21 protein-coding genes are annotated in these 24968 nt (G+C 71.9%); 9 read left to right on the forward strand and 12 right to left on the reverse strand.

Annotated features, from left to right (window positions below; all coding sequences use genetic code 11):
• Positions 1-201 precede the first annotated feature (201 nt).
• On the reverse strand, positions 202-3072 hold the full coding sequence (locus tag WMF43_RS42790; protein ID WP_437673855.1) for an nSTAND1 domain-containing NTPase: 2871 nt from the start codon (positions 3070-3072) through the stop codon (positions 202-204).
• Positions 3073-3267: 195 nt separating this feature from the next.
• Here WMF43_RS42790 and WMF43_RS42795 point away from each other — a divergent pair, with 195 nt between their 5' ends.
• The 3 genes from WMF43_RS42795 (at position 3268) to WMF43_RS42805 (ending at position 7391) form a co-directional block, all read left to right on the forward strand.
• Positions 3268-5421: a protein kinase domain-containing protein gene (locus WMF43_RS42795; protein ID WP_437673857.1), complete on the forward strand. Its 2154-nt coding sequence runs from the start codon at positions 3268-3270 to the stop codon at positions 5419-5421.
• Between the two features lie 174 nt (positions 5422-5595).
• Positions 5596-5901 carry a hypothetical protein gene (locus WMF43_RS42800; protein ID WP_437673859.1) on the forward strand — a complete coding sequence of 102 codons (306 nt, stop codon included), beginning with the start codon at positions 5596-5598 and terminating at the stop codon, positions 5899-5901.
• A gap of 368 nt (positions 5902-6269) precedes the next feature.
• Positions 6270-7391, forward strand: a complete 1122-nt coding sequence (locus WMF43_RS42805) for a hypothetical protein (RefSeq protein ID WP_437673861.1) — start codon at positions 6270-6272, stop codon at positions 7389-7391.
• A gap of 9 nt (positions 7392-7400) precedes the next feature.
• Here WMF43_RS42805 and WMF43_RS42810 read toward each other — a convergent pair whose 3' ends face one another.
• The 8 genes from WMF43_RS42810 to WMF43_RS42845 all read right to left on the reverse strand — a co-directional run bounded on the left by WMF43_RS42810 (position 7401) and on the right by WMF43_RS42845 (position 15345).
• A complete protein-coding gene (locus tag WMF43_RS42810) occupies positions 7401-8780 on the reverse strand; it encodes a GH1 family beta-glucosidase (RefSeq protein ID WP_437673863.1) in 1380 nt (459 codons plus the stop codon).
• A gap of 46 nt (positions 8781-8826) precedes the next feature.
• The gene (locus WMF43_RS42815) at positions 8827-9030 is read right to left on the reverse strand and encodes a CopZ family metallochaperone (protein WP_437673865.1); all 204 of its coding nucleotides are present in this window, start codon (positions 9028-9030) and stop codon (positions 8827-8829) included.
• A 175-nt stretch (positions 9031-9205) separates the two neighbouring features.
• Positions 9206-9919 carry a hypothetical protein gene (locus WMF43_RS42820; RefSeq protein ID WP_437673867.1) on the reverse strand — a complete coding sequence of 238 codons (714 nt, stop codon included), beginning with the start codon at positions 9917-9919 and terminating at the stop codon, positions 9206-9208.
• 615 nt (positions 9920-10534) lie between these two features.
• Positions 10535-10837, reverse strand: coding sequence for a hypothetical protein (locus tag WMF43_RS42825; RefSeq protein ID WP_437673868.1), 303 nt, complete (start codon positions 10835-10837; stop codon positions 10535-10537).
• Entirely contained in the window at positions 10834-12162 is a 1329-nt protein-coding gene (locus WMF43_RS42830; RefSeq protein ID WP_437673870.1) for a DUF2403 domain-containing lipoprotein, read from the reverse strand. Before WMF43_RS42830 ends, WMF43_RS42825 begins: the two co-directional genes overlap by 4 nt.
• A 158-nt stretch (positions 12163-12320) precedes the next feature.
• Positions 12321-13277 (reverse strand): hypothetical protein, encoded by a 957-nt coding sequence (locus tag WMF43_RS42835; protein ID WP_437673872.1) that lies wholly within the window; start codon positions 13275-13277, stop codon positions 12321-12323.
• 426 nt (positions 13278-13703) lie between these two features.
• Positions 13704-14090, reverse strand: coding sequence for a nuclear transport factor 2 family protein (locus WMF43_RS42840; protein WP_437673874.1), 387 nt, complete (start codon positions 14088-14090; stop codon positions 13704-13706).
• Between the two features lie 28 nt (positions 14091-14118).
• Positions 14119-15345 (reverse strand): ROK family protein, encoded by a 1227-nt coding sequence (locus WMF43_RS42845; RefSeq protein WP_437673876.1) that lies wholly within the window; start codon positions 15343-15345, stop codon positions 14119-14121.
• A gap of 989 nt (positions 15346-16334) precedes the next feature.
• On the opposite strand from WMF43_RS42845, the gene WMF43_RS42850 reads away from it, so the two are divergent.
• From WMF43_RS42850 to WMF43_RS42860, 3 genes are all read left to right on the forward strand, one after another.
• Positions 16335-17318 (forward strand): Kazal-type serine protease inhibitor family protein, encoded by a 984-nt coding sequence (locus tag WMF43_RS42850; protein ID WP_437673878.1) that lies wholly within the window; start codon positions 16335-16337, stop codon positions 17316-17318.
• 93 nt (positions 17319-17411) lie between these two features.
• On the forward strand, positions 17412-17597 hold the full coding sequence (locus tag WMF43_RS42855; RefSeq protein ID WP_437673880.1) for a hypothetical protein: 186 nt from the start codon (positions 17412-17414) through the stop codon (positions 17595-17597).
• On the forward strand, positions 17561-18442 hold the full coding sequence (locus tag WMF43_RS42860) for a LysR family transcriptional regulator (RefSeq protein WP_437673882.1): 882 nt from the start codon (positions 17561-17563) through the stop codon (positions 18440-18442). Before WMF43_RS42855 ends, WMF43_RS42860 begins: the two co-directional genes overlap by 37 nt.
• Positions 18443-18464: 22 nt before the next feature.
• Here WMF43_RS42860 and WMF43_RS42865 read toward each other — a convergent pair whose 3' ends face one another.
• On the reverse strand, positions 18465-19910 hold the full coding sequence (locus tag WMF43_RS42865; RefSeq protein WP_437673884.1) for an MFS transporter: 1446 nt from the start codon (positions 19908-19910) through the stop codon (positions 18465-18467).
• Between the two features lie 748 nt (positions 19911-20658).
• Between WMF43_RS42865 and WMF43_RS42870 the strand changes: the two genes are divergently transcribed.
• Together WMF43_RS42870 and WMF43_RS42875 are read left to right on the forward strand one after the other, a co-directional pair.
• Complete coding sequence (locus WMF43_RS42870) at positions 20659-20886, forward strand: hypothetical protein (RefSeq protein ID WP_437673886.1); 228 nt, start codon at positions 20659-20661, stop codon at positions 20884-20886.
• 6 nt (positions 20887-20892) lie between these two features.
• Complete coding sequence (locus WMF43_RS42875) at positions 20893-21102, forward strand: peptidase inhibitor family I36 protein (RefSeq protein WP_437673888.1); 210 nt, start codon at positions 20893-20895, stop codon at positions 21100-21102.
• Positions 21103-21335: 233 nt separating this feature from the next.
• Here WMF43_RS42875 and WMF43_RS42880 read toward each other — a convergent pair whose 3' ends face one another.
• Together WMF43_RS42880 and WMF43_RS42885 are read right to left on the reverse strand one after the other, a co-directional pair.
• Complete coding sequence (locus WMF43_RS42880) at positions 21336-22214, reverse strand: metallophosphoesterase (RefSeq protein WP_437673890.1); 879 nt, start codon at positions 22212-22214, stop codon at positions 21336-21338.
• Between the two features lie 299 nt (positions 22215-22513).
• Complete coding sequence (locus WMF43_RS42885; protein WP_437673892.1) at positions 22514-23632, reverse strand: alpha-hydroxy acid oxidase; 1119 nt, start codon at positions 23630-23632, stop codon at positions 22514-22516.
• 193 nt (positions 23633-23825) lie between these two features.
• On the opposite strand from WMF43_RS42885, the gene WMF43_RS42890 reads away from it, so the two are divergent.
• Positions 23826-24869 carry a quinone oxidoreductase family protein gene (locus tag WMF43_RS42890; RefSeq protein WP_437673894.1) on the forward strand — a complete coding sequence of 348 codons (1044 nt, stop codon included), beginning with the start codon at positions 23826-23828 and terminating at the stop codon, positions 24867-24869.
• Positions 24870-24968: the final 99 nt, after the last annotated feature.

Below are 24968 nucleotides of genomic sequence, written 5' to 3' on the forward strand. Positions count from 1 at the left end.
CAAGACCCGTGCCGTGGAATCGTGCGGTTGCGGCATGGCGAATCAACGGCTGCCGCTCAAAGGCTCAAAGCAGGCCGCACGCCATCTGCTCAGCATTCAGCTGCTCGCGAAGGCGATCGCTGAGACACCACACGGCCTTGTGATGGGTGCCCACGTGACCGGCCTCGCCCTCCGAGCGCCAGAACACCTCCGGGACCGCCCCTACGGCGCCGCCTCCGCCGCGACGCGCTTCCCGTCGCCCCGCACCTTCCGCGCCGCCCCCCGCCCTCCCGCCGCCTCCTCCCTCGCCCTCTCCGCCTCTCTCTGCCGCTGCATCTGCTCCATCTGCTTCGCCTGTTCCCGCTGCGCCTCGATGTCCTTGCGCGCCCGCTCCGCGGCGTCCCTGGCCAGCTTCTCGGCGGCGAGCGCCTTCTGGAGGTTCTCCTCCGTCTGGCGGATCTCCTGCAGCTGCTCGGTGATCACCCGGTTCTGGTTCTGCACCTTGATGATCCCCACGGTGGCCGCCACCACGAGGAACGACAGGGCCGCGATCGTCCCGTAGATGAGCGCGCGCTTCCGCCGGTGCACGGTGTCGGCGAGCCGCAGCACCGCGTCGAGGTACCGCTGCTCCCGCTCCATCACCTCGCCGTGGTAGCGCTCTCGGAAGCGGCGCGCGTCCTCCGCGATCTTGCCCCGCCAGAGCATGTCGTCCGCGCGGCCGCTCGACTCCCACTGCTTGGCCGCCGCGCGCAGCTTGTCGAGGTACGCGGCGTCCTCCTGGTTCTCGTCGAGCCAGCGGTGCAGCGTCGGCCAGCTGTCGATCAGCGACTCGTGCACGATCTCCACCGTGCTCCCGGCGCTGCCGCCGCCCGTCTCCATCGCGAGCAGCCGCGCGTCGGCGAGCAGGTGGATCACGCGCTCGATCTCCTCGGCGCCGCCGGGGAGCTCGCGGAGCTCGCTCAGGCTCGCGATCGCGCGGGTGCGCTCGGGCGTGACCAGGCGCTCGAAGATGGTGCGGGCCAGCTTCGCGTGGCGCGCGCTCATGCCGGCCAGCACCGTGTCGGCGTGGCTCGCGAGCGTGCCGGCCACGCCGCCGATGGCCTGGTAGCTCGCCCGCGTCAGCAGCCGGCGCTCGCGGTCGCGCGTGTCCCACAGCCGCGCCGCCGTGAACTGGAGCAGCGGCAGCGCCCCGCGGGTCGTCGCCAGCGTGTCGAGAATGCCCTCGACCATGCCCGGATCCTCGATCTCGTACCGCGCGGCCCGCACCGGCATGACCAGCGCCTCGCGCAGCCCCGCGCGCCCGATCGCCGGGAGGAACACGAGCCCGCGCGTCAGCGCCACCATGAAGTGCTGGTCCTCGGCCGCGCGCTCGAGGAAGTCCGAGCGCATCGCGAGGATCACCCGGAGCGGCGACGAGGCGTCGTCCGCGACGCCGGCGAGGCACGAGAGGAAGGCCCCGCGCTCTCCGGCGTCGCAGCCCTGCGTGTAGAGCTCCTCGAACTGATCGACGAACAGGAGGAGCCGGCGCCGCTCCCGGGCCGACCACGCGCGCAGCGCCGTGCCGAGGTAGCCCGGCTCGGCGCGCAGCCGCTCGTTCAGGGCGGCGCGCGCGGCCGCGCCGCCCTGCGGATCGAGCCCCCGCAGCTCGGGGAGCAGCGTCACGGACGGGTGGCTGAACAGATCGGCCACCGCGGCCATCGGCTCGCGCCCCGGCCGGATGATCAGCGCGTCCCAGCCCTCGCCGGAGCGCTTGAGCGCCGGGATCACCCCGGCCCGCACGAGCGAGGACTTCCCCGCGCCGGACGCCCCGACCACGGCGAGCAGCGGCTGGCTGCGGAGGCGCGACACCACGCCGGCGATCTCCTGGCCGCGGCCGAAGAAGCGATCCGCGTCGATCTCCTGGAACGACGACAGGCCGGCGAACGGGCTCTCGTCCGCGCCGAGGACGACCTCGTGGCGCCCGGGCAGGGCCCGCGTCAGCTCGGAGAGGAGCTCCTGCGCCGAGGCGAAGCGCTCCTCCTTGCGCTTGCGCAGGCAGCGATCGATGACCGCGCCGATCGCGCCGAGCTCCGGCCGGCCGTCGTCGACCCTGGGCATGGGCTCGTCGAGCTCGGCCACCCGCATGAGGTTCCCCATGTGCGGCGGGGCGAGCGGGTGCGCGCCGGTCACGAGCTCGTAGAGCAGGACGCCCACGGCCCAGAGATCGCTGCACGCGTCGATCCCCTCCCCCCGCCATTGCTCAGGGGACATGTAGGGCATCGTGCCCATGATCGCGCCCTCGCGGGTGAGCGCCGGCTCGCCGGCGAGGGGCGCGCGCGGGGCCGGGCGCGCGGGGCTCGCGTCGTCCTCGCGCAGCTTCGCGATGCCGAAGTCGAGCACCTTGATGGGGCCCGACGCGTCCAGCATGATGTTCTCGGGCTTGAGATCGCGGTGCACGATGCCGAACTTGTGGGCGCACGCCAGGGCGCGCACGACCGGCGCCATCATCTCGACCGCGAGGCTCGGCGGCACCGGCGCCGTCGAGATCTCCTCGCCGGCGTCCGCGGGCCGGCGCTGGTCCATCCACGCGCGCAGGCTCTGCCCCTCGATGTACTCGAGCACCATGTAGGGGTATCCGCCGTGCTCGCTCACCTCGTGCAGCGTCACGATGTTCTCGTGCTTGCAGCGCGCCGTGGCCCGGGCCTCGACCAGGAACCGCTGCACCCGCGCCTCGCTCAGCCGGCTGAGGAACTTGATCGCGACCAGCCGCCCGAGCCGCGTGTCGCGGGCGACCACCACCCTGCCCATGCCGCCCCGGCCGAGCTCGCGGATGACCTCGTAGTGGCCGACGAACTTGCCGATGGACGCGGGCGGGTCCTCCGCCTCCCGCCGTCGGGAGCGGGGCGAGGCATCGGCCCTCGTCTCGGCCTCCGTCCTCCCGGCCTCGCCGGCGACTTGCGCCGATCGCGCCGCCGGGGTCCCCTCCGGCGCCGCCTCGGCCGCGCCGGCGGTGAACGTGACGGTCGCCTCGCGCGCCGGGGCGTCGAGGCGCCGCAAAGGGGCCGCGCTCGATGGATCGGGCAACGTGTCGGGCCGGCCTGTCGTCGTCCCCATCGCGGCCAACTCCTCGTCCTGCGCGGCGGTCTTTTTCTCGCCCGCCGCGGCCATGCGAGCGGCGCTTCCAGCCCGCGTGCGCCCGCGAGGATAACGGTCCGGCGCGGTCCGCTACAATCCCCGGCCCTCCGGCGCCGCGCGGCGGCGATCCCCCTTTGACAAGGGGCGGCCTTCGCCGGACAGTTCACGCCTCCCGTGAGCGCCTCCCCGCCCCCTGCCCCCGGCGATCCGTCGCCCTCCGCGAGCAGCGCGCCGCCGGAGGATCCCGCGGCCGAGATGGTCGGGCGGGTCATCTCGGACCGGTACCGGATCGTCGAGCTCGTCGCCACGGGGGGCATGGGCGCGGTCTACAAGGCCGAGCACCTGCACCTGCGCAAGTGGCTGGCCGTCAAGCTGCTCCTGCCCGAGGCGAAGGGCTCGCCGGAGCTCACCGCGCGCTTCGAGCGGGAGGCGATCGCGGGCGCGCACATCCAGCACCCGAACATCGCCTCCGCGACCGATTTCGGGACGTTGCCCGACGGCTCCAGGTTCCTCGTGCTGGAGTACGTGCGGGGCACGACGCTCGACCGCATCATCAAGCAGGGCCCCGTGCCCGCCGCGCGCGCCGCAGAGATCGCGCGGCAGATCGCGGCGGCGCTCGCCGCGGCGCACGAGCACGGCGTCGTCCACCGCGATCTCAAGCCGCGCAACATCCTCATCGAGCACGGCACCGGCGCCGTGAAGGTCATCGATTTCGGGTTCGCGAAGGTGCCGCTGGAGCGCTTCTCCACGCCGGGCTCGGACAGCGCCGAGGAGCCGCCCGCGCCGGTGCGGATCACCCTGAGCGGCATGGTCTTCGGGACGCTCGCGTACCTGGCGCCCGAGGCGGCCCAGGGCATGGATCACGTCGACGCGCGCTCCGACCTCTACGCGCTCGGGCTGATCCTCTACGAGATGCTCGCCGGCAAGCACCCGTTCGACGCGATCGTGCCGATCGAGCTCTTCCGCGACCAGTGCACCGCGGCGCCGCCGCCGCTCCGGCTGCGCGCGCCGGGCGTCGACGTCCCCCGCGAGCTCGAGGCGGTCGTGATGTGCCTCTTGCGCAAGGATCCGGCGGCGCGTTACGCGAGCGCGCGCGCGCTGCTCGTCGCGCTCGACGCGGCGATGCCGAGGTCCGAGGCGCTCGGCCTGCTCCGCTGGAGCGACCCGCTCGTGTCGTCGCCGTCGTTCCACGATCCGCTGCGCGCGCTCCAGCCGGCCGCGCCGGCGGCGCCGGGCTCGCGGCCGGACGAGGCGGCGGCCGGCGCGGGCGCCTCGCCGCGCGCGTCCGCGGACGTGCGCGGCGGGGCGCCCGTGCTGGAGGCGGCGGGCGCCGCGCGCGAGGTACCGACCCGCGGCGGGCGGCCGCGGCGGCGCTGGCCCGGCTGGATCATGGGCGCGACCGCGGCGGGCGCCGCCGTCGTCGCGGGCGCGGTGTTCCTGCGCGGGCTGCCCGCGGGCGCGCCGGCGCCGGCGGCCGCCGGCGCGGAGCTCCGGGAGGCGGCCGCTGCGATGCAGACGCCGACGGCCGGGGCGCCGGGCGCCCTCGGGACGCCGCCGCCGGCGCCCGCCACTGCGCCGGCGGCGAGCGCGCCGGAGGTGCCGGCGACGCCGGCCTCCGGGTCGGCGCCGGCGCCGGGCGAGGCGCTCGCCGCGGCGGCTTCGGGCGAGCCGCTCGCCGGGGCAGCGCCGGGCGAGGCGCTCGCCGCGGCGGCGCCGGGTGAGCCGCTCGCCGCGGCGGCGTCGGGCGAGCCGCTCGCCGCGGCGGCGCCGGGCGAGGGCGTCGAGCTCCCGGCCGAGCGCGAGCGCCTCGTGGAGGCGGTGAAGGCGAAGCGGTGGGAGCAGGCGGAGCGCGCGCTCTTCGTGCTGCTCGAGAAGGATCGCGCGGCCTTCAAGGAGCGCGACGTGATGACCGCGGCCGCGGCCGTCGCGGTGAAGAGCTCGTACCGGCCCGACGGCCGCGCCGACGCGATCTTCGAGGCGCTGGAGCGCCGCCTCGGCGCCGAGGGCCTCGACGTCGCCTACGAGATCGTGAGCGGCTACGGCGGCACGCAGGGCGGCAAGCGCGCGGCGGAGCTGCTCCGCCGCCCCGAGGTGCTCGAGCGCGCGAGCGTGCCCCTGCGCATCGCCGTGGCGCTGCGCGAGGCCCCTTGCCGCCGCAAGGACAAGCTCTTCGAGCGGGCGGCGCTCGAGGGGGACGCGCGCGCCCTCGTGTTCCTGGAGATGCTCCGCTCGTCGCAGTGCCAGCCGCGCATCGGGCAATGCTGCTTCCATCACCACGCGGGCATCGACAGCGCGGTGCGCACGCTGCGCGATCGGCTGCGCAACTGATTCGTGGGCGTCCGCGCGTCCGCGCGGCCGCGCGGGCTCGCGCGCTCGAGCGGAGCGCGGGCCATCCCCGAGGCACGCCGGATCGGCTAGGCTCGCGCCGCGGTCCCGAGCGCCGGGAGGCCCCACCGCGCGGCCTGCCGGAGCGCGAAAGACGCCAGGAACGAAGGAAGAGGAATGAGCGACAAGACGAACGAGGAAGTGTACCGGGCCTATCTTCTGGGTTACGCGTGCAGCGGCGACGCCGCGAAGGTCGCGGTGCTCCAGGACGCGCGCCCGCTGAACGTGGCGGTGGCGGCGGCGCTCGCGCTGGCCGAGCGCGACCGGCAGACGGGCGAGCCGCCGGACACGTGGGACTCGCTGAGCGAGCGCCTGCTGGCGATGTTCGACGATTTCGATCCGAACGGGTACGACCTGGCGAGCGGGGACGAGAGCCTGCTCGACGAAGAAGAGGAAGACGGCGACGAGCCGATCGCCTCCTGAGCGGCCGGGCCGCGCCGCCGGGGCGCGGGGCCGCGCGGCGCTTCGCACGGAGCGGCCGCGCGCCTCGCGGTGGGGGCGGCGCCCCGGGGCAGGCGGCGCGGGCCGCGTTCGGCTGGATGAAGGTCAACGTGCGGGAGGGGGTCGGTCCGGAGAGCGGAGCGGGATCCTCCGACTCCGAGAGGCGGGTGAAGGGCTGCCCGGCGACGCCATGGCACAAATGGCACCTACGTAGTGGCGCAACACATATGTGCAGTGGCACAATGTGCAACAGCTAGGCGCTGTCTCACGTCCCTGAACGCCGCAGCCTTCGGGAAATTTCCATCGGCACAGGAGCTGCAACGGCAGGGGATCGAGGAGGTCTTATGCCTATGTTGCGCTTCACACTGCTCGCATCGTGTTCTCTCGCCATGGCCACCGCGCTCGTGCCCGGCGCCGCGGAGGCCTGCTCGGAGCCCGTCCCGGAGGTCTACTTCACCCTGGCGGAGCCGTTGCCGGCCGCGGGGAGCACCGGTGTGCCGGTGGACACGGCCATCGTGCTGCGTGGCACGAACTGGCTCAGCGACGGCCGCAACGCGCTCTCGCTCTTCCAGGTGCAAAACGTCGTCATGACCGACCCGAGCGGCGCGAAGGTGGCGCTGCGAGAGGCGATGTCCGACTGGAGCGCGGACTACGGGGCGAAGAGCTGGGTGCCCGTGGAGCCTCTCGCGCCGGACACCGAGTACAAGGTCGTGGCGGCCCTGGCGCCTCAGGAATTCGAGCGGCCGCCCACGGCCGAAGGCTCGGAGTCGGTCGAGTTCACGTTCACGACCGGCGACACGCGCCTCCCGGCGCTCGCCCTGACAGGCGACCTCGAGGTGACCCTGAGGACGGAGGAAGAGGCGGTGGTCGAGTGCGACCCGCTCGCGGGCGGCTGCGGCGGCAGCTGCCGCGAGGTCGGCACCCGGGAGCAGACCGTGGCTCGAGTGAAGCTGCCCGCCGCGCAAGGAGGCTTCGACCTGGATCGGTATCTCGGCACCGTCTTCCTCTCCGACGACACCCCCGTCGTCGACGACGGCCCGGGAGGATCGAATCTGGCCGACGGACACGACGCCTTCAATGTCGCGACCATCGACTTCCCTCCTGGCGAGCGGCCGGAGGTCGACGTGAGGGTCCCTCAGGGCACCGTGGCGTACAGCCCCTGCTTCTCGCTCAAGGTCTCGGATCCTCGCGGCGACAGCGTCTGGGGCACGCCGATCTGCCTCGACCCGATCCCCGCCCCCGCGGACGGCGACAGCAACGGCCCAGCCCCCGCGGACGGCGACAACAACGGCCCAGCCCCCGTGGACGACGACAACAACGGCCCAGCCCCCGCGGACGACGACGTCGCGACGGCGAGCTGCAGCGTCGGGCCCCCCGCAGGGGCCGCCGGAGGGGCCTTCGCCAGCCTGCTCGCCGCCGCGGCCGCCCTGGTCTGCGCTCGCCGGAGAAGGCCTAGCCGCCGAGGCGCCTGATCCGCCCCCTCACGCGCCGAGCGTCGCGCCGTTCGACGCGATGAGCTCCCGGTACCAGTGCGCCGAGTCCTTGAGCACCCGCTTGCCCGTCGGGTAATCGACGAACACCAGGCCGAACCGGTGCTTGTAGCCGTGCGCCCACTCGAAGTTATCCATGATCGACCAGTGGAAATACCCGTTCACCACCGCGCCCTCGGCCATCGCCCGGCGGAGCTCGCGCAGGTGGCGCGCCATGTAGTCGATGCGCTGGGGATCGTGCACCTTCCCGTCGAGCGAGATCCAGTCGCGGGTCGATAGCCCGTTCTCGGTGATCACGATGGGGCGCTTGTACCGCTCATAGAAGAACTTGGGCCCCCAGTAGAGGCACTCCGGCGTGACCGGCCACTCGAAGGCCGTGATCGGGAATCCCACCGGGTGCGGCACGACCTCGGCAGCGCCGTTCGCCCCGGCGCGCACCGGGACGCCCCAGTAGACGTTCACACCGCAGTAATCGACCGGCTGCGCGATGATCTCCAGATCTCCGCTCCGGATCTCCGGCAGCTCGTTGCCGAACAGGCGGAGCCCGTCCTCGGGGTACTTGCCGAGGAACACCGGATCCATCCACCACGTGTTCGTCCATGTGGTGCGCGCGGCCACCGCCCACGTGGCCGCCCGCGCGGCCTCGAGATCCTCCGGCGACGAGCTCGCGGGGATCTTCACCTGCGCGACCGGCGCGTAATACACATTGCACTTCCCCGGGCTGGCCGCGCGGATCGCCTGCACCGACTTACCGTGTGCGAGCAGGACATGGTGGCACCCCCGCAAGACCTCGGCGAAGCGCAGCCGGTCCCCGGGGGCGTGGCGGCCCTCGTAGTGGCCGGCGCCCATGAACACCTGCGGCTCGTTGAGCGTCATCCAGTCCTTGATCCGGTCGCCGAGCTTGCGGACAACGACGCTCGTGTACTCGGCGAACCAGTCGGCGCTGTCGCGGTTCAGCCACCCGCCCCGGTGGTAGAGCGCGAGCGGGAAGTCCCAGTGGAACAGCGTCGCGTGCGGCTCGACGCCCGCCGCGAGCAGCGCGTCGACGAGCCGGTCGTAGAACGCGAGCCCGCGCTCGTTGACCGCGCCCGTGCCGTCCGGCAGCACGCGAGGCCACGAGATGCTGAGGCGGTACGCGCGGAGCCCGATGTCGCGCATGAGGGCGACGTCCTCCTCGTACCGGTGGTAGTGGTCGCACGCGACATCGCCGTTCTGGCCGTTCCACACGGCGTCCGGCTTCTTGCAGAACATGTCCCACACGGACGGCCCCCTGCCGTCCTCGTGCGCGGCGCCCTCGATCTGGTACGACGCCGCGGCGGCGCCCCACCGGAACCCTTCCGGAAACCCCTTCTCGCCCTGCTCTTTCGCCATGGTGGCCGCCACCCTACCAAAAGCGGCGGCTCCCCGCACCGGAGCGTCAGTCCGCGGCGCGCGCCTCGTACCCGGCGTCGCGCACGGCCGCGAGCAGGGCCTCCACCGTCGCGCTCCCCTCGACGGCGGCCTCGCCGCGCTCGAGGCTCACCTCGCCCACCCGCGTGACGCCGGGGACCTTCGCGAGCGCCTTCGACACCGCCTGGACGCAGTGACCACACGTCATGCCTTCGATAACGAGCCTGGGCATGGCCCCGGTATGACCGCTCCGGGCCGCAGCGTCAACGACGCTTCCCGACACCCCGGCTCCACGCCGCCGCCGCGTCGGCCGCGTCCGCCGCGTCGCCGTCGCGTCCGCGGCGTCGGCCACATCCGCGCCGTCCGCCGCGTTGATCGCGCGTTGATCGCGCGTTGATCGCGCGTGTCTATCGCGGGCACGCCGGGCACGCCGGCCCGCCGCAGTCGACGCCGAGCTCGTCGCCGTTCCTCACGCCGTCGACACACGTCGGCGCGTCGCACACCCCGGCCCAGCAGACGCCGGACTCGCAGTCCACGCCCGCCGCGCAGCCCTCGCCGTCCGGGCACGGCGACCACGGGCCCCCGCAGTCCACGCCCGTCTCGAAGCCGTTCCGCGCGCCGTCGTACTCGGACGGGCTCTGGCACGTCCTCGGGCTCCCCGAGCACACGCCGGAGATGCAGTCCTGCGGGACGGCGCACAGCGCCCCGCTCTCGCACGGGCGCCGGCAGACGCCCCCGCAGTCGATGTCGGCTTCGTCCGCGTCCACCCGCGCGTTGATGCAGTGGCTGGGCGCGCAGAAGCCTCCGCCCTGCTGCCCGCCCACGGCCGGTACACAGATGCGGCGAGGCCCGCACTCGTCGTCCTCGACGATGCAGTCGAAGGTCTGCGCGTCGTAACAGACGACCTCGAGACCATAGAGGTCCTTGAGGCTGATCCCGTTGTCGAACGGCGCGTGGACAGGCTCGTTGCTCTCCGAGCAGAGATCGGAGGTGCACACGTTGCCGTCGTTGTAGAAGTCGGCCGGGTTCGCGATGGCCACCACCTTGCCTTCGTGGGTGCACTCCAGCTGCATGCAGTCCCCGCGCACCTGGGACGGCAGCGGCCCATCGTAGATCTCCACCCTGCACACCCGGTCCACGCACCGCCCCACGCCGCAGCGCGGATCCGGCGGGCCGGCGCACTTCGCGTCGTTGTCGCACGCCGTCCCGGCCGTGCCCGGCGCGCAGCTGAACCACCCCTCCTGACACTCGCTGCATGGGCGGCAGGCAAGAAAACAGTCGGGAGCCGTGTCGCCGGGCTCACAACACAGGGTGTGGCCCTCCTGGACGCATTGACATTTGTTCTCGGAGCACTCCGTGCCAGGCGCGTACTGGGTGTCGGACTCACAATCCGAGGTCGATTCGCAGCTCCCTCCGAGGTGGCTCGTCCGATCGCAGGAAAAAATCGCCACGGAGATGAGAATGATCGACCCGACAAGGGAATGCTTAAGAAGCCTGTACATGCGTCCAGTCCTCCGGCACGAGGCCATGGCGCCAACACCAGGGCGGCCCCAATCCGCCTCGGTGTCGCTCTCCAACGGGCGCAGATGCTACCCGCACCCAGCGTGCCTCTGCCAGTCTTGCCGACAGTTTCCGGCAATTTTTCTCAGGCAGGTTTTCTCGATCGGACAGCGCCGCACGTGCGCTTCGCGCGCCTCAGCACGGATTACGACCATGCGCGTCGTCCCGTTGCGGATTCACGTGCTCGGGGGCGGCTCACCGCTGCTGCGCGCTTGCGCCGCGCGCGCCGGGGTGATTGGCCGTCGCGCGTGATCGCGCGCGAGCACACGGCGCTCGTCGGCTCCGGCGGCGTGCACCTCGTCGAGGGCGCCGGGGCGACCCGCCGCCACGCGCTCCACCTCGTGAAGCTCGTCGTGCCGCTCGACGGCCCGCTCGAGGTCGACGCGCCCGACGGGCGGCGGTTCGAGGCGCGCGCCGGTGCTCACCGGCGCCGGGGTCGTCCAGGCCGTCGGCGCGCCGGGGCCGACCCTCGGGCTCACTCCGGCAGGCGCATCGAGATCATGGCGTCGATCGCGCTGCGCGAGAGCCTGCCCGGCAGATCGGGGAGCATCTCGGCGGCGGCGGAGGGGATCCTCTCGGGGTGGAAGACCGCGACCTGGATCGCTCGCTGCGCCTCGTCGAGCAGGATCATGAAGTAACGATCGCCGATGGGCCGACGCCACGTCGGGCACCCGTCCGAGCGCCCGCCGGCCTCGATGACGGGCCCCTTCTCGTAGGCCTCCTGCGCGCACGCGTCCACGACCTCCACGTCGTCGGCGAACGCCTCGCGGTCACAGCCGGCCCCGCAGACGCTGCCGCCGACGTGCCCTTCCTGGTACGAGCGGACACCGGTGCTCATGAACTCGCGGTTGCTGTGCTCGTTGTTGTCCATCACGACCTCGAACACGTTGATCTCGCCGCACCCGTCGCCGACCGTGCCCGTCTTCGAGTAGCAGTTGCAGAGCCCGTTCCACTTGCGGCCGCCGTCGCGGATCAGCTCGGACGCGACGAACGCGACCCACGGGCCGGGATGGCCCTGCCCGCCGCCGTCGCATCGCTCGACGTCCGCGTCGCCGAACGTCATCGACGCGAGGAAGACGACGAGCTTCGAGCCCGCCCAGCCGAGGTGCATGACGCCCGGATCGTCGGGGCAGTAGTAGTCCTTGCCGTCACCGCACGAAAAAGGCTTGTCCTGCATGAAATACGTGACGCAGTCCTTCTTCGTGAGGTCGCCCGTGAAGTCGGCGGACGTGGTTTGCCCCTCCGTGACGAGCAGGTTCGAGCCCACGCCGCTCCTCGCGTCCCACGACGAGACCATCTGCCAGGCGGCCGGGTCCCCGCCGGGCTGGTAGACGGCGAGCTGCTTCACGCGGATGGCCTTCATGATGAGGGTCATCTCCTCGTCGAACGGAGCGAGCTTGTCGCTCGTCGTGGGGTGCTCCGTCATGCAGCAGTGCCCGCCCCAGGTGTCGCTGCCGTCTTTGTAGTCGCACGCCGGATCCCCGGGCTCGCGGTCGATGCGGCGAGGCCACCAGCCGGGCGCGCCGATGTTCGTGAACGTCATCGTCCCGCCGCGCGTCGGCGTGCTCGGCTCGGCGACGTGAGGGCCGAGACCTCCGCCGGCGCCCGTCGCGCTGCTGGAAGGGCCGCCGCCGGCGCCCGCCGCGCTGCTGGACGGACCTCCGCCGGCGCCCGCCGCGCTCGTGGATGGACCGCCGCTCGCCTCGCCTGCTCCGCCGCCCTCTCGTCCGAGGTCGCCTCCGGCACCGCAGGCGCATGCGAGGAGGACGAGAGCAACCTGCACGAAAAACGAGGAGCGCTCCATGTCCGTGAGTGTTTCCGGAGCGCGCTGGTTTTGTGATGAAAAACGGCGGGATCGGCGCCGGTAGGTCATCGCAAGGCCCACATCGGCCCCGATCGGCCCCGGCTTGAGCAGGCCCGGCGCGGTCGAGTGATACCTGCGCCCGCGCGACGAGGCAGACGTCACTGGCAGGTGCTGGGCACGCTGCCCCAGTGGCTCCTCGCGACGACGAACCCGTCCGGGCCCGACGTCGAATGCGAGCCGCACAGGCCGTCGGCGTCGGAGATCACGGAGTCGATGCCAACGCCATACTCCCAGTACTTGACCTCGAGGCTCGCGTCGTGGGTCGTGCCGCTCCGCTCCGGGATGGAGGGGACGAGGATGCCGCTCGACTCGAAGAACTCGAAGCCCACGATGGAAATCGAGAGCGTCACGTTGCGCACCTGGCCGACGCAAGTCCTCCTGCACGTGGGGTAGCCGACCACGCTCTCTTGCGTGAAACCCGAAGGGCAGGCGGACGGATACGTGCAGTAGCCGTTGCAGGTGACGGGCAGGGGCCCCGGAAGGTCCACGCACTCGTAGGACCCGGTGCCCTGGATCGTCTTGCGCTGGGTCTCGAACCCCCCTGACGTCACCGAGGTCCGGCTGCCGAGCTCTCGGTACAGCCAGTAGTCGCTCTTGAACGATTCGTCCTTCGTGCAGAGGCCACCGCTGCAGTGCGCGGCCGCGGCCATCACCTCGGGCTCCTGGTCTTCCACGAGGAAGCTCTCCCCCGCGATCTCCACCGTACGGCCTTCGCCCCCCAGCTCGCCGATCAGCTGCGCCTTCGCCAGGGCAATCTCGTCGGGTGAGCCGATCGACACGCCGGCCACCTTGGTGATCCGGCCGCCTTCGTCCCGCTCGATCCTCGTGGTGCCCATGTCGAGCTCTTCGGCCCGCCTGGCGACCCATCCGAGGGCGTCGTGCTCGCTCGCAAAGCGCAGCCCGCCGGCGGCCGAGGGCGGGTCGAGGACAGGGTCGTCCTGTGCTTCGGTCGTCGCGGCGCTGCAGCCCATCATGAACACCGCGGCGAGCAGCGGCGCGGCTCCGTACGTTCGACGAGGCGTGTTGGCGAGGAGGCGATGCATGCTGTCGGTCATGGCACGATCCTTTGTGGCTCTGGGTGTCTGGAAAGACCCGTGGTGACGCTAGGCCCCCGGGCGTGACCCGGCGCAGGGTCGTGTGGGTTGAAGCGGCCTCGGACACCCCACAGGTCGTCGCGAGGCGTCGCCCGACGCCCGCTTTCCCCCACGACCGGCCTCTAATCACGCTCCGTGCCACACGTCGCGTCGAGCGCCCACGGCGTGTTTGGCTGCTCCGCGCGCGTGATGCCGAGCGGCGCGAGCCTGGCTGGCCCTGCCCACGTTGCGCAGGCGCTCGCGCAATTGGGGCGGCGCTCCGCGCAATGCGCAGCGCCTCGTGCGCCCCGGCGCCGGCCGCACCACGCCGCGTGGCGCGGCATCAACGCGAAAGGCGTGCTCTCCGCCGCACAGCCCAGGACCGCGCAGCCCAGATCGGACGAGGGATTACCCCCTCGCGTCCCAGATGACCTTGGTGTCGGTGAACTGCCGGAAGCGGCGGACCTTCCCGTCCTCGATATCGTAGACGTGCGCGGCGGCCGAGGAGAACGACTTGCCTGTCTTCCGGTGAACTCCCTCGTACCGCCCGAGCACGATCACGGAGCGCCCCGCGTCCAGGCACTCTTCCAGGGAGAACCGCCACGTCGACCACTCGTCGCCGAACGCCTCGAAGACGCCGGACACCACGGCATCGACGCCCCGGTGCGTCCTCCCGTTGGGAAACCCCTCGTTCTGGATCCACTCGAGGTCCGGCGCGCAGAGCGTCCGGAACGCCGCGTAGTCCTTCTCCTTGAAGGCTCGATAGAGCTGCTCGATCAGCGCGAGGTTGCTCATGGGGTGGCTCGCCGGTCGGGGCGCGGCGTCAGGGCGCGCTGTCCTGGAGCACGCTGTCGGGCACGAGGCGGAGCGAGCGGACCGAGCCCTCGCGCGCGAGCAGGACGGCGCCGAGCAGGCCGGCCTCGCTGCCGAGCGGGGACGCGACCACGGGCACGTCCCCGGCGCGGACGGCGTGGCGCGGGAGCGCCTCACGCACGCCGGCGATGAGGATGTCGGACGCCGCGAGCAGCTCGCCCCCGAGCACGATGAGCTGGGGGTTGAGCACGTTGAGCAGCACGGCGATGCCGCGCGCGAGCTGCGCGCCTGCATCAAGGAAAATCCCGCGGGCGCCCTCGTCGCCGGCCACGGCCGCGGCCGCCAGGGCGCCGACGTCGTGCGGCCGGGCGAGCGCGGCGAGCGCTTGCGAGCGGGCGGACGCGGCCTCGGCCGCCCGCCGCAGCGCCATCACCGAGGTGAACGTCTCCAGGCAGCCGCGGCGACCGCAGCCGCACGGGGGGCCGTCGTCGGCGACGCGGCAGTGGCCGATCTCGCCGCTGTACCCCTGCATCCCGAAGAACAGGCGGCCGTCGACGACGAGGCCCGCGCCGACGCCGAGCCCGACGTAGATCCACGCGTACGACGCCTGCCCGCGCGCCGCGCCGAGCTGCCCCTCCGCGACCGCGGCCGCCTGAGGCAGGTTGTACACAGGCACCTGCATCCGGAGCGCGCGGCTGAGCTCCGCGCGCAGCGGGAACCGCTCCCAGCCCAGGTTGGGCGCGAGAATGCAAACGCCGCTCGGCCGCTCGACCAGCCCCGGCACGATCGCGCAGGCGCCGCGCAGCCGCTTTCGCGGGATGCCGCTGAGCTGCAGCACCCGTGGCAAGAGCTCGGCGACGTCTCGGACGGTGCGCTGCGGATCGCGCTGGACGGCCGGCTGCTCCAGGCGCGCCCGGAGCCGCCCGCGCGCGTCCGCCACCGCCACGATCGTCTGCTCGACGCCGATCTCGATGCCGAGGAAGGCCGCGCTCTCGTCGTTGAACTCGAGGAGGCGCGCCGGGCGCCCGCCGCGCGACTCGGTCCCGACATCGCGGACGCTGCCGCTCTCGAGCAGCTCCTCGATGATCGCAGAGACCGTCGGCTTGGTGAGGCCGCTCATCCGCGCCAGGTTCGTGCGGGAAATCGGGCCGTGCTCCTGCACGAGGTCGAGGACGAGGGAGCGGTTCAGCTCCCGCGGGGTTCGGTTGTTTGCGGTCTTGTCGGAGGGACGGACCATTCGAGCAGACCCAGACTTAGCCGCGCTCGCGCGGCGAATGCAAGAGGCGTCTCCATGCCCGCTCACGAAAAACCCGCTCCTCGTCCGCGCTTCCCCGCGCCTCCCCCACGCCTACCCGCGCCTCCGCGCCTCCGCATGCTTCCCACCCTCGGCCTCCTCTCGCCTCCTCGCGTACGCCGCGGGCGTGCCGGACGCCTCCCGCCGCGCCGGAGCGCTCGAGGTCTCAGAGGAGCAGCAGACGCGTTGAACACGCGCGGCGGCGCCCCTCCAGGTCTTCCGCGTAGCAAAGTGCCTCGCAGCCAAGGGGGAGCGGTCGCAAACGGGCGCCGCGGTGTGGCGGAACGCCTCATGACACCGTGTGCGGCGTGAACAGGAGGTGCGCGCTTCCACGCGCCGCCCGCCCCGTCGGCCCGCCCCCGTCATGCCCGGTACGGAGGTGCCGCCGGCGATTCATGGCAGCCGCGGCTCTCCCGGAGACGTCATCGAGCGACCTCATCACTTCTCGCAGGGAACGCTGATTGCAGACGTTGTAGACGACAGACGATTGCAGGCTGACTGCAGAGCGACTGTCGACGGATGCTCACAGCAGGTACGACGGAGTCGTGATGAGCTGACGACGGATGACGAGATGGGCTGACGACGGATGAATCAAGCGTGCGATGATCGAGGCGCTGGAGTGCGGACATACCGACCCACTGCCGCCCCAGGTCGAGCGAGGGCTCGGCTCCATGGAGGGCACAGCGACATCGCGGAGAGACGCAGGGCGGAGACAGCCGCGCTAGGGGCGCCGCTCGCCGGGCTTGCTCCGGCGGTGATTGACGGATCCCTGACCGGGTCCTAGCGACCGCTTGCCGGAGGCAGGAGGCCGCGGGCGCTCGATCGCGTTGGCCGCTGGCCGCGCTGGCCTCGCCCTGCGCGCACACGAGCCGCATTTCCGAGGAGACGCCCAGCGCGCTGGGCTCGTCTCTTCATGAGGAGCGTTTACGATCATGAAGAGGGTGAATGTTCTGGGTGCCGTTCTCGCTGTAACCATCGTCGGCTGCACGGGATCACCCGACGACGCCGCGACAGCGGAGCTAGGGGAGACGGGGGCGACCGAGGGCGCGCTCAGGCTGAGCGACATCTCCGTGATACCCGCGTATTTCGACGGCGAGAACCACGTCAGGGTGACGCGCGGGACCCCGGTCTACGCGCACTTCACGAGCCGCGTGGGCAAGGCGATCACGCTCGAGCTCTCGCCCGGCGGCGGCCAGGCGGACGCCTCGCTCGCGTTCACGATCTACGAGGTCGCGAGCGACGGGCGGCTGAGCGTGCTCCAGCGCCGCGGGCGCTCGCAGGCGCTCACCGCGGCCACCTGGACGAGCCGGGGCACCGGCGCGTACGTCGTGCAGATCCTCTCGTCCCGGGGCGCCGCCGACGTGGCGCTCCGCCTGACCTGCGCCGGCGGCGCGTGCTCGCCGGCCGCGCAGCCCGGCGAGATGTGCGGCGGCATCGCGGGCGTCCGCTGCGCCGAGGGCCTGTATTGCGACTTTGCCCCCGAGGCGAACTGCGGCGCTTACGATCGGAGCGGGACGTGCGAGCGTTCGCCCGAGGCGTGCACCCAGATCTACGATCCGGTCTGCGGCTGCGACGGCCAGACGTACGGCAACACCTGCGTCGCGGCGATGGCCGGCGTGTCGGTCAAGAGCATGGGCGAGTGCGGCCTCACGGTCGTGGGTGTCGGCGAGAGCTGCGGCGGCTTCCGGCTCGGCGGGCCGCACGTCTGCGCGGACGGGCTCTACTGCAAGTACGAGCCGGACGACGTGTGCGGGCGCGCGGACGCGCCCGGCACCTGCGCGGAGAAGCCCGAGGCCTGCACCAAGGAGCTCGCGCCCGTGTGCGGCTGCGACGGGCAGACGTACTCGAACGCCTGCGTCGCGGCCGCGAGCGGCATCTCCGTCGACCAGCCGGGCGCCTGCGCGGATCTGCCGTAGCCCCGCGCGCCAGGGATCCCTGGCGGGACGATGCCGCGGGGGCGAACCGCCGCGAGCCGTCGGGTCCTCCGGGATTCTGATAGAGTAGCGGTCATGCGGCGCATGAGGTTCGAGATGGGGACCTCGGACCCGGACGACGTCATGACGCTGCTCTGGCTCGCCGATCACCCCGACGTCGAGCTGCTCGGCGTGCTCGTCACGCCCGGCTCGCAGACGGCCAGGGGGAACCAGAACAGGACGAGATGGACATCTATCAGCTCAAGACCTTCGTCGCTGTAGCTCGCGAAGGCAGCGTGACGCGCGCCTCGGCGCTGCTGCACCTGAGCCAGCCCGCGGTGAGCGCGCATATCAAGGCGATCGAGGACGCGCTTGGCCTTGCCGTGTTCGAACGCACGCCTCGGGGCATGAGCCTGACCAGCGACGGCGAGCGGCTCCTCGCCAAGGCGGAGCAAGCGCTTGCCGCTCACCAAGAGTTGATGGACGAGGCCACGCGCATGAAGGGTCATCTCGCTGGCAAGCTCCGCCTCGGCGCGGGTAGCAACTCGAACAATGAGGCAGTCGGGAGGCTCGTCGCGATCCTCTCGAAGCGCTGCCCTGAAGTAGAGGTGGCCCTCAAGCACGGCACTTCGCTGGACATGCTCGCTGGCATACGCAACGGCAGCCTGGACGCTGGCTTCTACAATGAATCCGGCGAGCCCGATCCGGAGCTGGCGACCATCGAGGTGTCTCGATTCGGAATTTACGTCGTAGCGCCTCCGGGGCTCGTCGCGGCCTCCGAACGACCGGATTGGAGATCGCTCGCGGACCTGCCGTGGATCTATCCCACATCCAGCGCCTGCTGCGGACGGGCCGCGGAGAGCCTGTTCAAGAGGAATCAAATCCGGCCCAAGCGAATCATCAGCGTCGATCGCAACGACGTCACGCGCACGCTGATCGCGGGTGGGACCGGGGTTGGCCTGCTGCACGACGACGCCGCAAGTGAGGCCCAGGCGCGGGGAGAGGTCGAGCTTCTCTTTCAATGCCAGACGTCGGTGCGAGTCCTGTTCGCGCATCTGGCGAGCCGCGCGCAGGACCCCTTGCTGACCGTCGCCGCGTCGATCGTTCGATCAGGGGAGAAATCGTAGCTGGGCTCGCTGCCGGGTCGCGTCACGACGCCTCCCCGGGGCGAGCAGGCCCGGGCGGGCGTGTCGCGAAGGTACGGCATCCAAACCCGACCGCGAGCGCGGCGACAATCAGGATCGCTCCGACCGCGAAGGTGACCCTCATCCCGGCGGCGGCGGCCTCGGGGCTGGCCTTCGTGATGTCGCTCGCCGCCGAGGCGAGCGCGAACACGGCGCCCATCGCGGATGCGCCGGTGATGAGGCCGAGGTTGCGCGCCAGATTGAGCATCCCGGAGACGAGCCCCCGCTGGTCCGGTTGGATGTTCGTCATGACCGCGGTGTTGTTCGCCGCCTGGAACAGGGCATAGCTGGCGGTGCTCACGACGGTCGGGACGACGTAGCCTAGGAGGCCGAGCCTCGCTGGTGTCATGGACAGGAGGAGCGAGCCGGCGGCTACGCCGACGAGACCGACGACGGTCACGCGCTGTGCGCCGACACGGTCCACGATACGTCCCGCCGGCATGCCCGTCAACGCAGCGACGAGCGGGCCAGCCGACATGACGGCTCCGACGAGCGCCGCGTCGAGCCCGAGCGCACGAGAGAGATAGAATGGACCGACGACCAGCGTCGCCATCATCACCGTCGAGACAAGCATGCTCATGGCGAGGCTCGCGCTCAGCTCCGCGCGGAGGAACATCGTGAGCCGGATCAGCGGCGCGGTCGCTCGGGCCTCGGCGAACACGAAGAGCCCCACGCCGACCGCGGCGGTCAGCAGCAGCACGATGTTGGCAGCGCCGAAGCGGCCACGCCCGATCGTCATGGCGAGCGCATAGGCAGCGAGCGTCAGAGCCAGCAGCAGCGTGCCGATCACGTCGAAGCGATCGCGCCGCCCCCGGCGGTCGAGGGGCAGGTGGCGATGCGCGAAGAGAAACGCGAGGACACCCAGCGGCACCTGGACGAAGAAGATCGCCCGCCACCCCGCTACGGAGATCAAGGCGCCGCCGAGTGAAGGGCCGAGCGCGGTGCCGATCGCGGACATCGCTCCAAGCATCCCCATGGCGCTGCCGGTCCTTGCCTTCGGGACCGTCTCGCCGACAAACGCCACAGCGAGGGACATCATCACGGCCGCGCCGACGCCCTGCGCCGCTCGGGCGGCGATCAGCAGCCACAGCGCAGACGCGGAGCCGCACAGGGCCGAGGCGGCTGTGAAGCAGGAGATCCCGACGAGCAGCAGCCGCCGACGTCCGGTCATGTCGCCCAGCCGTCCGACGGTGACGATCAGCGCGGTGATGGCGAGGAGGTACGCGAGGACGATCCACTGGACCTCCTGGAAAGAGGCGGAGAACTCGTTCGCCAGGGTCGGTAGGCCGACGTTGGCGATGCTCGTACCGAGCGAGGACAGCAACATGGACAGCGAGAGGCCAGCCAGCGCCCCTCGAACCGCGGCCGGGAGGACGGTGCTCAAGCTCCTGCTCTGCTCTTTGGATGCCATGATACGCTTCACTCTCGTGCGCCGGTGAAGATATGGACGTACACGTCCATCCGGACGGCGCCGTCCTGCCGATGGTGGGAGAAGCACGTCGTCAAGGGTCGGCGCGCTTCGTTGGGCGCTTCGTCACCCGCGTGGGAAGAAGTCTGCCTCCTCGGGCCGCCAGCGATCCAATCGCTTTTTCGTAGGTCGGCCCTCAAGAAAGCTGAGGTGGGCGCAGCACCACGAGCGTGGTGGACCCCGTACCTGCCCTTCCACCGCGCGGCGCGCAGCTCACGTCAAGTACTCGAATCCGTTAGGATTTCCGCGGAGCGGCCCCTTGACGTGAGCGAGCACCGCGCCCCCTCTTCGCAGGGTCCGAGCGGGGCTCGACCGCGATCCGCTTGGCCGGTCCGGGCGCGATCCGATCGGGCGGTCCGTGACATACAAAAGCCAACAGATCCAACGAGTTCACTCGGCTGTGCAATATTACCCACACCACGCTGAAAAATTCCGCCGGGAGCGCTCCGATGAGCGCGACCGACGCGGCGGGGCACACGGAAAATCAGCAGACACGCGATGCTCAAGCGAAACCGGTTGGACGGAACGACGTAGTACCCGCGCCACACATCGCCGACGCAGGCGACGAGCCCTCCCGGCACTGCCAGTTGTACCGCTGATTAAGGATAGCCATGGGCTCTCCTGCCCCGGAGGTGCTTGTCTAGATGCATAGATCGGCTCGGCGGCTTCGCTCGCGACGAAAGGATCCCAGATGATCAAGACCATGAAGCTCGGGATGTTTGTATGCGCTCTGCTCGGCGGCTTCGCGGCTACCGGATGCGTCGCCGATGGGGAAGACCCCGGAGCGCTCGCCGAGGCAGTCGAGGCGGCGACAATCGAGTCGGGCATCCCCGACACGACGGCTTTGGAGGCCGTCGGGCCGGATTATCACGGTTGCCCCGCAGGCAAATTCTGTCTCTGGGAGCACGCGAACTTCTAAGGCCGGATGGCGTATTCGCAGTATGCTCAGCCCGATCTTCACGAGATGAACAACCGAGCGTCGTCTCTCGTGAACCGGGTACCTGCAGAAATTTGCGTTTATGCGCGGACGAACTATGGCGGGAGCCGCGCCATAATTGTCGCGCGTGAGGCTGTCATCCCGAAGTTGAGCGCCGTCTTGAATGACGAGATCGAATCCTTCAAATCGTGCCGGTAATGTTCAATTTGTGCTTCCGGCGCATACGCCGATCCGGCTCGGTTGAAGCGCAGCTCGCGACTGTCGCGCGCCGGGGGCGGGGCTCGCCGGGGCGGAGCGGAGGCTCACGAGCTCGGCACGGGCGGCGCCGCCTTCAAGGACCGGCGGCGATCGCGCCACTCCAGCCACGCAGGGAGGACGATCACGCCGGCGACGAGACCCCCCCACCTCTCCTGAGACCGCGGCGAAGCGGGCTACCCTCGCGCCCGCCGCTCCCGGTTCCTCGCCACCCGCGCCGCCCGGCGCGCCATGAGCTCCGGCGACGGCCTGCGCCCCCGGTGCGGCACCTGCTCCGCGTGGTGCTCGTCGAATGCCCCGGGCTCGCTGCCGAGCTCGAACAGGGCCACCTCGCGCTGGCCGCGCTCGCCGAGCCGCAGCGGCATCACCGCCGCGCCGATGCCCGCCCCGACGTACACCGCGCCCTGGCCGGGCTCGCCCCGCCTGCGCGTGCCGTAGAGGCCGTGGATGTACCGGTGCCCCGCGATCTTGCCGATCGAGAGCTCGTTCAGGCGCGCCACCGTCACCTGGCCGGCGTGCGTGTGGCCCGAGAGCACGAGCGGGATGCCGTGGCGCCAGAGGCCGTCCGCCTCCTCGGCGATGTGCGAGAGGCCCAGCGTCGGCAGATCGCGCCGCATGCCCTTCACCGCCTTCTCACGCGACGCGTGGCCGGTGTACGCGTCGTCGAGCCCCACCACCTGGAGCCGCTCGTGGCCCAGCGTGATCACCGTGCTCGCGTTGCAGAGCACCGCGGCGCCGCCCCGACCGAGCGCGCGCTTCACCGCGTCGGCGCCGGACCAGTGATCGTGATTCCCCAGCACGGCAATCACCGGCGCCTGGAAGCCGCGCACCACCTCTTCGAGCTGATCGAGGTAGAGCTGGCTGTGACACACGAAATCTCCCGTGAGCACCACGAGGTCGGGCCGCTCTTGGTTCGCCAGCGCCACGGCCGCGCGCTGCACCTTCATCGAGGTCACCCGGCCGACGTGTTGATCCGTCAGGTGGGCAATGCGCAGCGACGACACCTGGTCGAGGTAAGCGGCCGGCCCCGCGAAGCGCCGGAGGCGAATCCCCATGGTCGCGTCCGCCGGCTCCGGATCCGGCGCCCCCTTCGCGGCGCCGGCGCCCCGCGTGAACAGCCCCCGCCAACGCGCCCTCGAAGTCACTGCGCCCGTCACAGGGTCCGAGTGTACGGGTGAGGCTGAATGGTCGCCACCCTTTCTTGCGTCGCAGACGCCTCGAGTCGGAGACGAACGCAGCAATTCAACGTGTGCGTCTGCGTGCTCCCGTGCGCGCCTCCGTGGGCATGTCGCCGCGCGGGCGGCGCTGCATTGTAAAACTCCGCGCTCGCGCGACGCACGTTGAGGAGTCCGGCTCACGGCGCCGGCATCGATCTCCGGGTCCGGCGGATCAGGTCGCGATCGATGGACTCCAGGGTGGGACAACCCGCGAGCGCCATGGCGGTCGACAGCTCGTCGCGCAGGGTCGCGAGCACCCGCGCGACCCCCTCGCCGCCGAGCGCGGCCAGCCCCCACAGGACCGGGCGCCCGACCAGCACCGCGCGGGCGCCGAGCGCGAGCGCCTTGAGCACGTCGGTGCCCCACCGGATCCCGCCGTCCATCAGCACCAGCCCGCGCCCGGCCACCGCGTCGGCGATCGCGGGGAGGACCTCGATCGTGGCGGGCGCGCCGTCGAGCTGCCGCGCGCCGTGGTTGGAGACGACGACGCCCGCCGCCCCGCAGCCGAGCGCGCGGAGCGCGTCGTCCGGGCGGACGATGCCTTTCAGCAAGATGGGCAGCCGCGTCAGCCCGCCGAGCCACTCGACGTCGCGCCACGTCAGCGAGGCGTCATGCCGCGAGGCGACGTAGGCCGCGAGCAGCGAGCCCTTGTCCGCCGCCGCGGCGTCGGCCGCGGCGTCGGCGAGGTTCGCCATCACGAGCCCCTCGGGCAGCGCAAAGCCGTTGCGCACGTCCGCTATCCGGCGGCCGAGGATCGGTGTGTCGACCGTCAGCATCAGCGCCTGGTAACCGGCGGACTCGGCCCGCTCGACGAGCGCGCGCGTGAGGCCGCGGTCCTTGTGCACGTAGAGCTGGAACCACTTCGGCCCCGGGGACGCCGCCGCGACGGCCTCCAGGCTCGTCGTCGAGAGCGTCGAGAGCGTGAAGATGGTCCCGAGCTCCGAGGCCGCGCGCGACGAGGCGATCTCGGCGCCCTCGTGCGCGAGGCCGTGATAGGCGGTCGGCGCCACGAGGATGGGGAAAGGCACGCTCGTCCCGAGCAGGGTCGCGCGCGTGTCCCGCTCGGCCACGTCGACGAGGACGCGGTAGTGGATCTCGAGCCGGCGGAAGGCCCTCCGGTTCTCCCGGAGCGTCCTGCCCTCGTCGGCGCCAGATCGGAAGTAGTCATAGGCCATCTTGGTGAGGCGCGCGCGCGCCGCGCGCTCGAAGTCGTCGACCGTGAGCAGCGACGGATGATCGGGTCGAGGGTCGTGCACGGAGCTCTCCTGGGAGCCCGCCGGCGGCCTGCCGAGGGCGGCGGCGATCCTACCAGAGCAGCGCGCCGGCGCCGTCCGCGCCGCCGGCGCCGGCGCCGATCGCGGCCCGACGCGCGCCGACGCGCGGCCGACGCGCGGCGCGATCGGGCATCGAGCGCTTTGGCGGCGGGCGCGCGCGTGGCAGAGTGGCCCCATGAGAGCCATCCTTCTTCGCGAGTTCGGCGGCGTCGAGCATTTCTACGAGGCGGAGCTGCCCGCCCCTCTCGTGCGGGCGGGCGATGTGCTCGTGCGCGTCCGCGCCGCGTCCTTCAACCCGGTCGACTACAAGCGCCGCGCGGGCCACTTCGGCGGGGCGCTGCCGCTCGTGCTCGGCCACGACGCCGCGGGCGTGGTCGAGGCGGTCGGCGAGGGCGTGGGCGGGCTGTCCCAGGGCGACGAGGTCTGCGCGTTCGTCGGCGATTCGCGCGGCCCGCAGGCGAACGGCGGGTACGCCGAGCTCGTGGCGGTGCCGGCCCAGCTCGTGGCGAAGAAGCCGGCCGGGCTCTCGTGGACCGAGGCGGCCGCGGTGCCGACGGCGGGGCTCTCCGCCTACGAGGCGATCGTCCGCCACGCGGCGCTCTCGCGCGGCCAGTCGGTGCTGATCACGGGCGCGAGCGGCGGCGTGGGGAGCTTCGCGGTCCCGCTCTGCCTCCGCCTCGGCGCCGCCTCGATCGTGGCCACGGCGGGCAGCGAGCGCAGCGCGGCGTACCTGGCCGAGCTCGGCGTCGCGAAGGAGAGCGTGATCTCGCACCGCGGCGCGACCCCGGCGGAGCTGGCCGAGCGAGCGATCGCGGCGAACGGCGGCCGCCGCTTCGACGTGGCGCTCGACCTCGTGGGCGGCGACATGAAGCGGCTCGCGTGCGAGGTGATCGGCTTCGGCGGCCGCGTGGTCACGCTCGTCGAGGAGCCGGAGGAGCGCGCGTTCCCGGTGTTCGACGCGCAGAAGAGCCCCCTGTTCGCGCGGTCGGCCAGCCTGCACTTCGAGCTGCTCGGGGCGCGCGCCGCCTCCGGCGGGCCGGCCGACTGGGAGATCTACCGCGAGGAGCTCTCGGCGCTGCTCGCGCTCATCGAGTCCGGCCAGGTCCGCTCGGCGCGCACCGAGGACCTCGGCGCGCTGAGCGTCGAGACGGTGCGCGAGGGCCACCGCCGGCTCGAGGCGGGCGGCGTGCAGGGCAAGCTCGCGATGACCGTGGGCTGAGCCGGCCCGGCAGGCGCGCCCGGCCGGATCGCGCAGCGCGCGCCGGGCGCGGCCGCGCGGTCACCCGGCGGCGCGGCCACGCGGCCGCGCGGCCGCCCT

The organism is Sorangium sp. So ce131 (genome assembly GCF_051519095.1).
GTDB lineage: Bacteria > Myxococcota_A > Polyangia > Polyangiales > Polyangiaceae > Sorangium.

Bases quoted from the DNA above. Each gene is read 5' to 3' on its own strand.
- WMF43_RS42860 (WP_437673882.1), top strand. From the start codon at position 17,561: ATGGACATCTATCAGCTCAAGACCTTCGTCGCTGTAGCTCGCGAAGGC.
- WMF43_RS42805 (WP_437673861.1), top strand. From the start codon at position 6,270: ATGTTGCGCTTCACACTGCTCGCATCGTGTTCTCTCGCCATGGCCACC.
- WMF43_RS42845 (WP_437673876.1), bottom strand. From the start codon at position 15,345: ATGGTCCGTCCCTCCGACAAGACCGCAAACAACCGAACCCCGCGGGAG.
- WMF43_RS42810 (WP_437673863.1), bottom strand. From the start codon at position 8,780: ATGGCGAAAGAGCAGGGCGAGAAGGGGTTTCCGGAAGGGTTCCGGTGG.
- WMF43_RS42890 (WP_437673894.1), top strand. From the start codon at position 23,826: ATGAGAGCCATCCTTCTTCGCGAGTTCGGCGGCGTCGAGCATTTCTAC.
- WMF43_RS42850 (WP_437673878.1), top strand. From the start codon at position 16,335: ATGAAGAGGGTGAATGTTCTGGGTGCCGTTCTCGCTGTAACCATCGTC.
- WMF43_RS42830 (WP_437673870.1), bottom strand. From the start codon at position 12,162: ATGGAGCGCTCCTCGTTTTTCGTGCAGGTTGCTCTCGTCCTCCTCGCA.
- WMF43_RS42840 (WP_437673874.1), bottom strand. From the start codon at position 14,090: ATGAGCAACCTCGCGCTGATCGAGCAGCTCTATCGAGCCTTCAAGGAG.
- WMF43_RS42815 (WP_437673865.1), bottom strand. From the start codon at position 9,030: ATGCCCAGGCTCGTTATCGAAGGCATGACGTGTGGTCACTGCGTCCAG.
- WMF43_RS42835 (WP_437673872.1), bottom strand. From the start codon at position 13,277: ATGACCGACAGCATGCATCGCCTCCTCGCCAACACGCCTCGTCGAACG.
- WMF43_RS42800 (WP_437673859.1), top strand. From the start codon at position 5,596: ATGAGCGACAAGACGAACGAGGAAGTGTACCGGGCCTATCTTCTGGGT.
- WMF43_RS42855 (WP_437673880.1), top strand. From the start codon at position 17,412: ATGCGGCGCATGAGGTTCGAGATGGGGACCTCGGACCCGGACGACGTC.
- WMF43_RS42865 (WP_437673884.1), bottom strand. From the start codon at position 19,910: ATGGCATCCAAAGAGCAGAGCAGGAGCTTGAGCACCGTCCTCCCGGCC.
- WMF43_RS42790 (WP_437673855.1), bottom strand. From the start codon at position 3,072: ATGGGGACGACGACAGGCCGGCCCGACACGTTGCCCGATCCATCGAGC.
- WMF43_RS42875 (WP_437673888.1), top strand. From the start codon at position 20,893: ATGGCGTATTCGCAGTATGCTCAGCCCGATCTTCACGAGATGAACAAC.
- WMF43_RS42880 (WP_437673890.1), bottom strand. From the start codon at position 22,214: ATGGGGATTCGCCTCCGGCGCTTCGCGGGGCCGGCCGCTTACCTCGAC.
- WMF43_RS42870 (WP_437673886.1), top strand. From the start codon at position 20,659: ATGATCAAGACCATGAAGCTCGGGATGTTTGTATGCGCTCTGCTCGGC.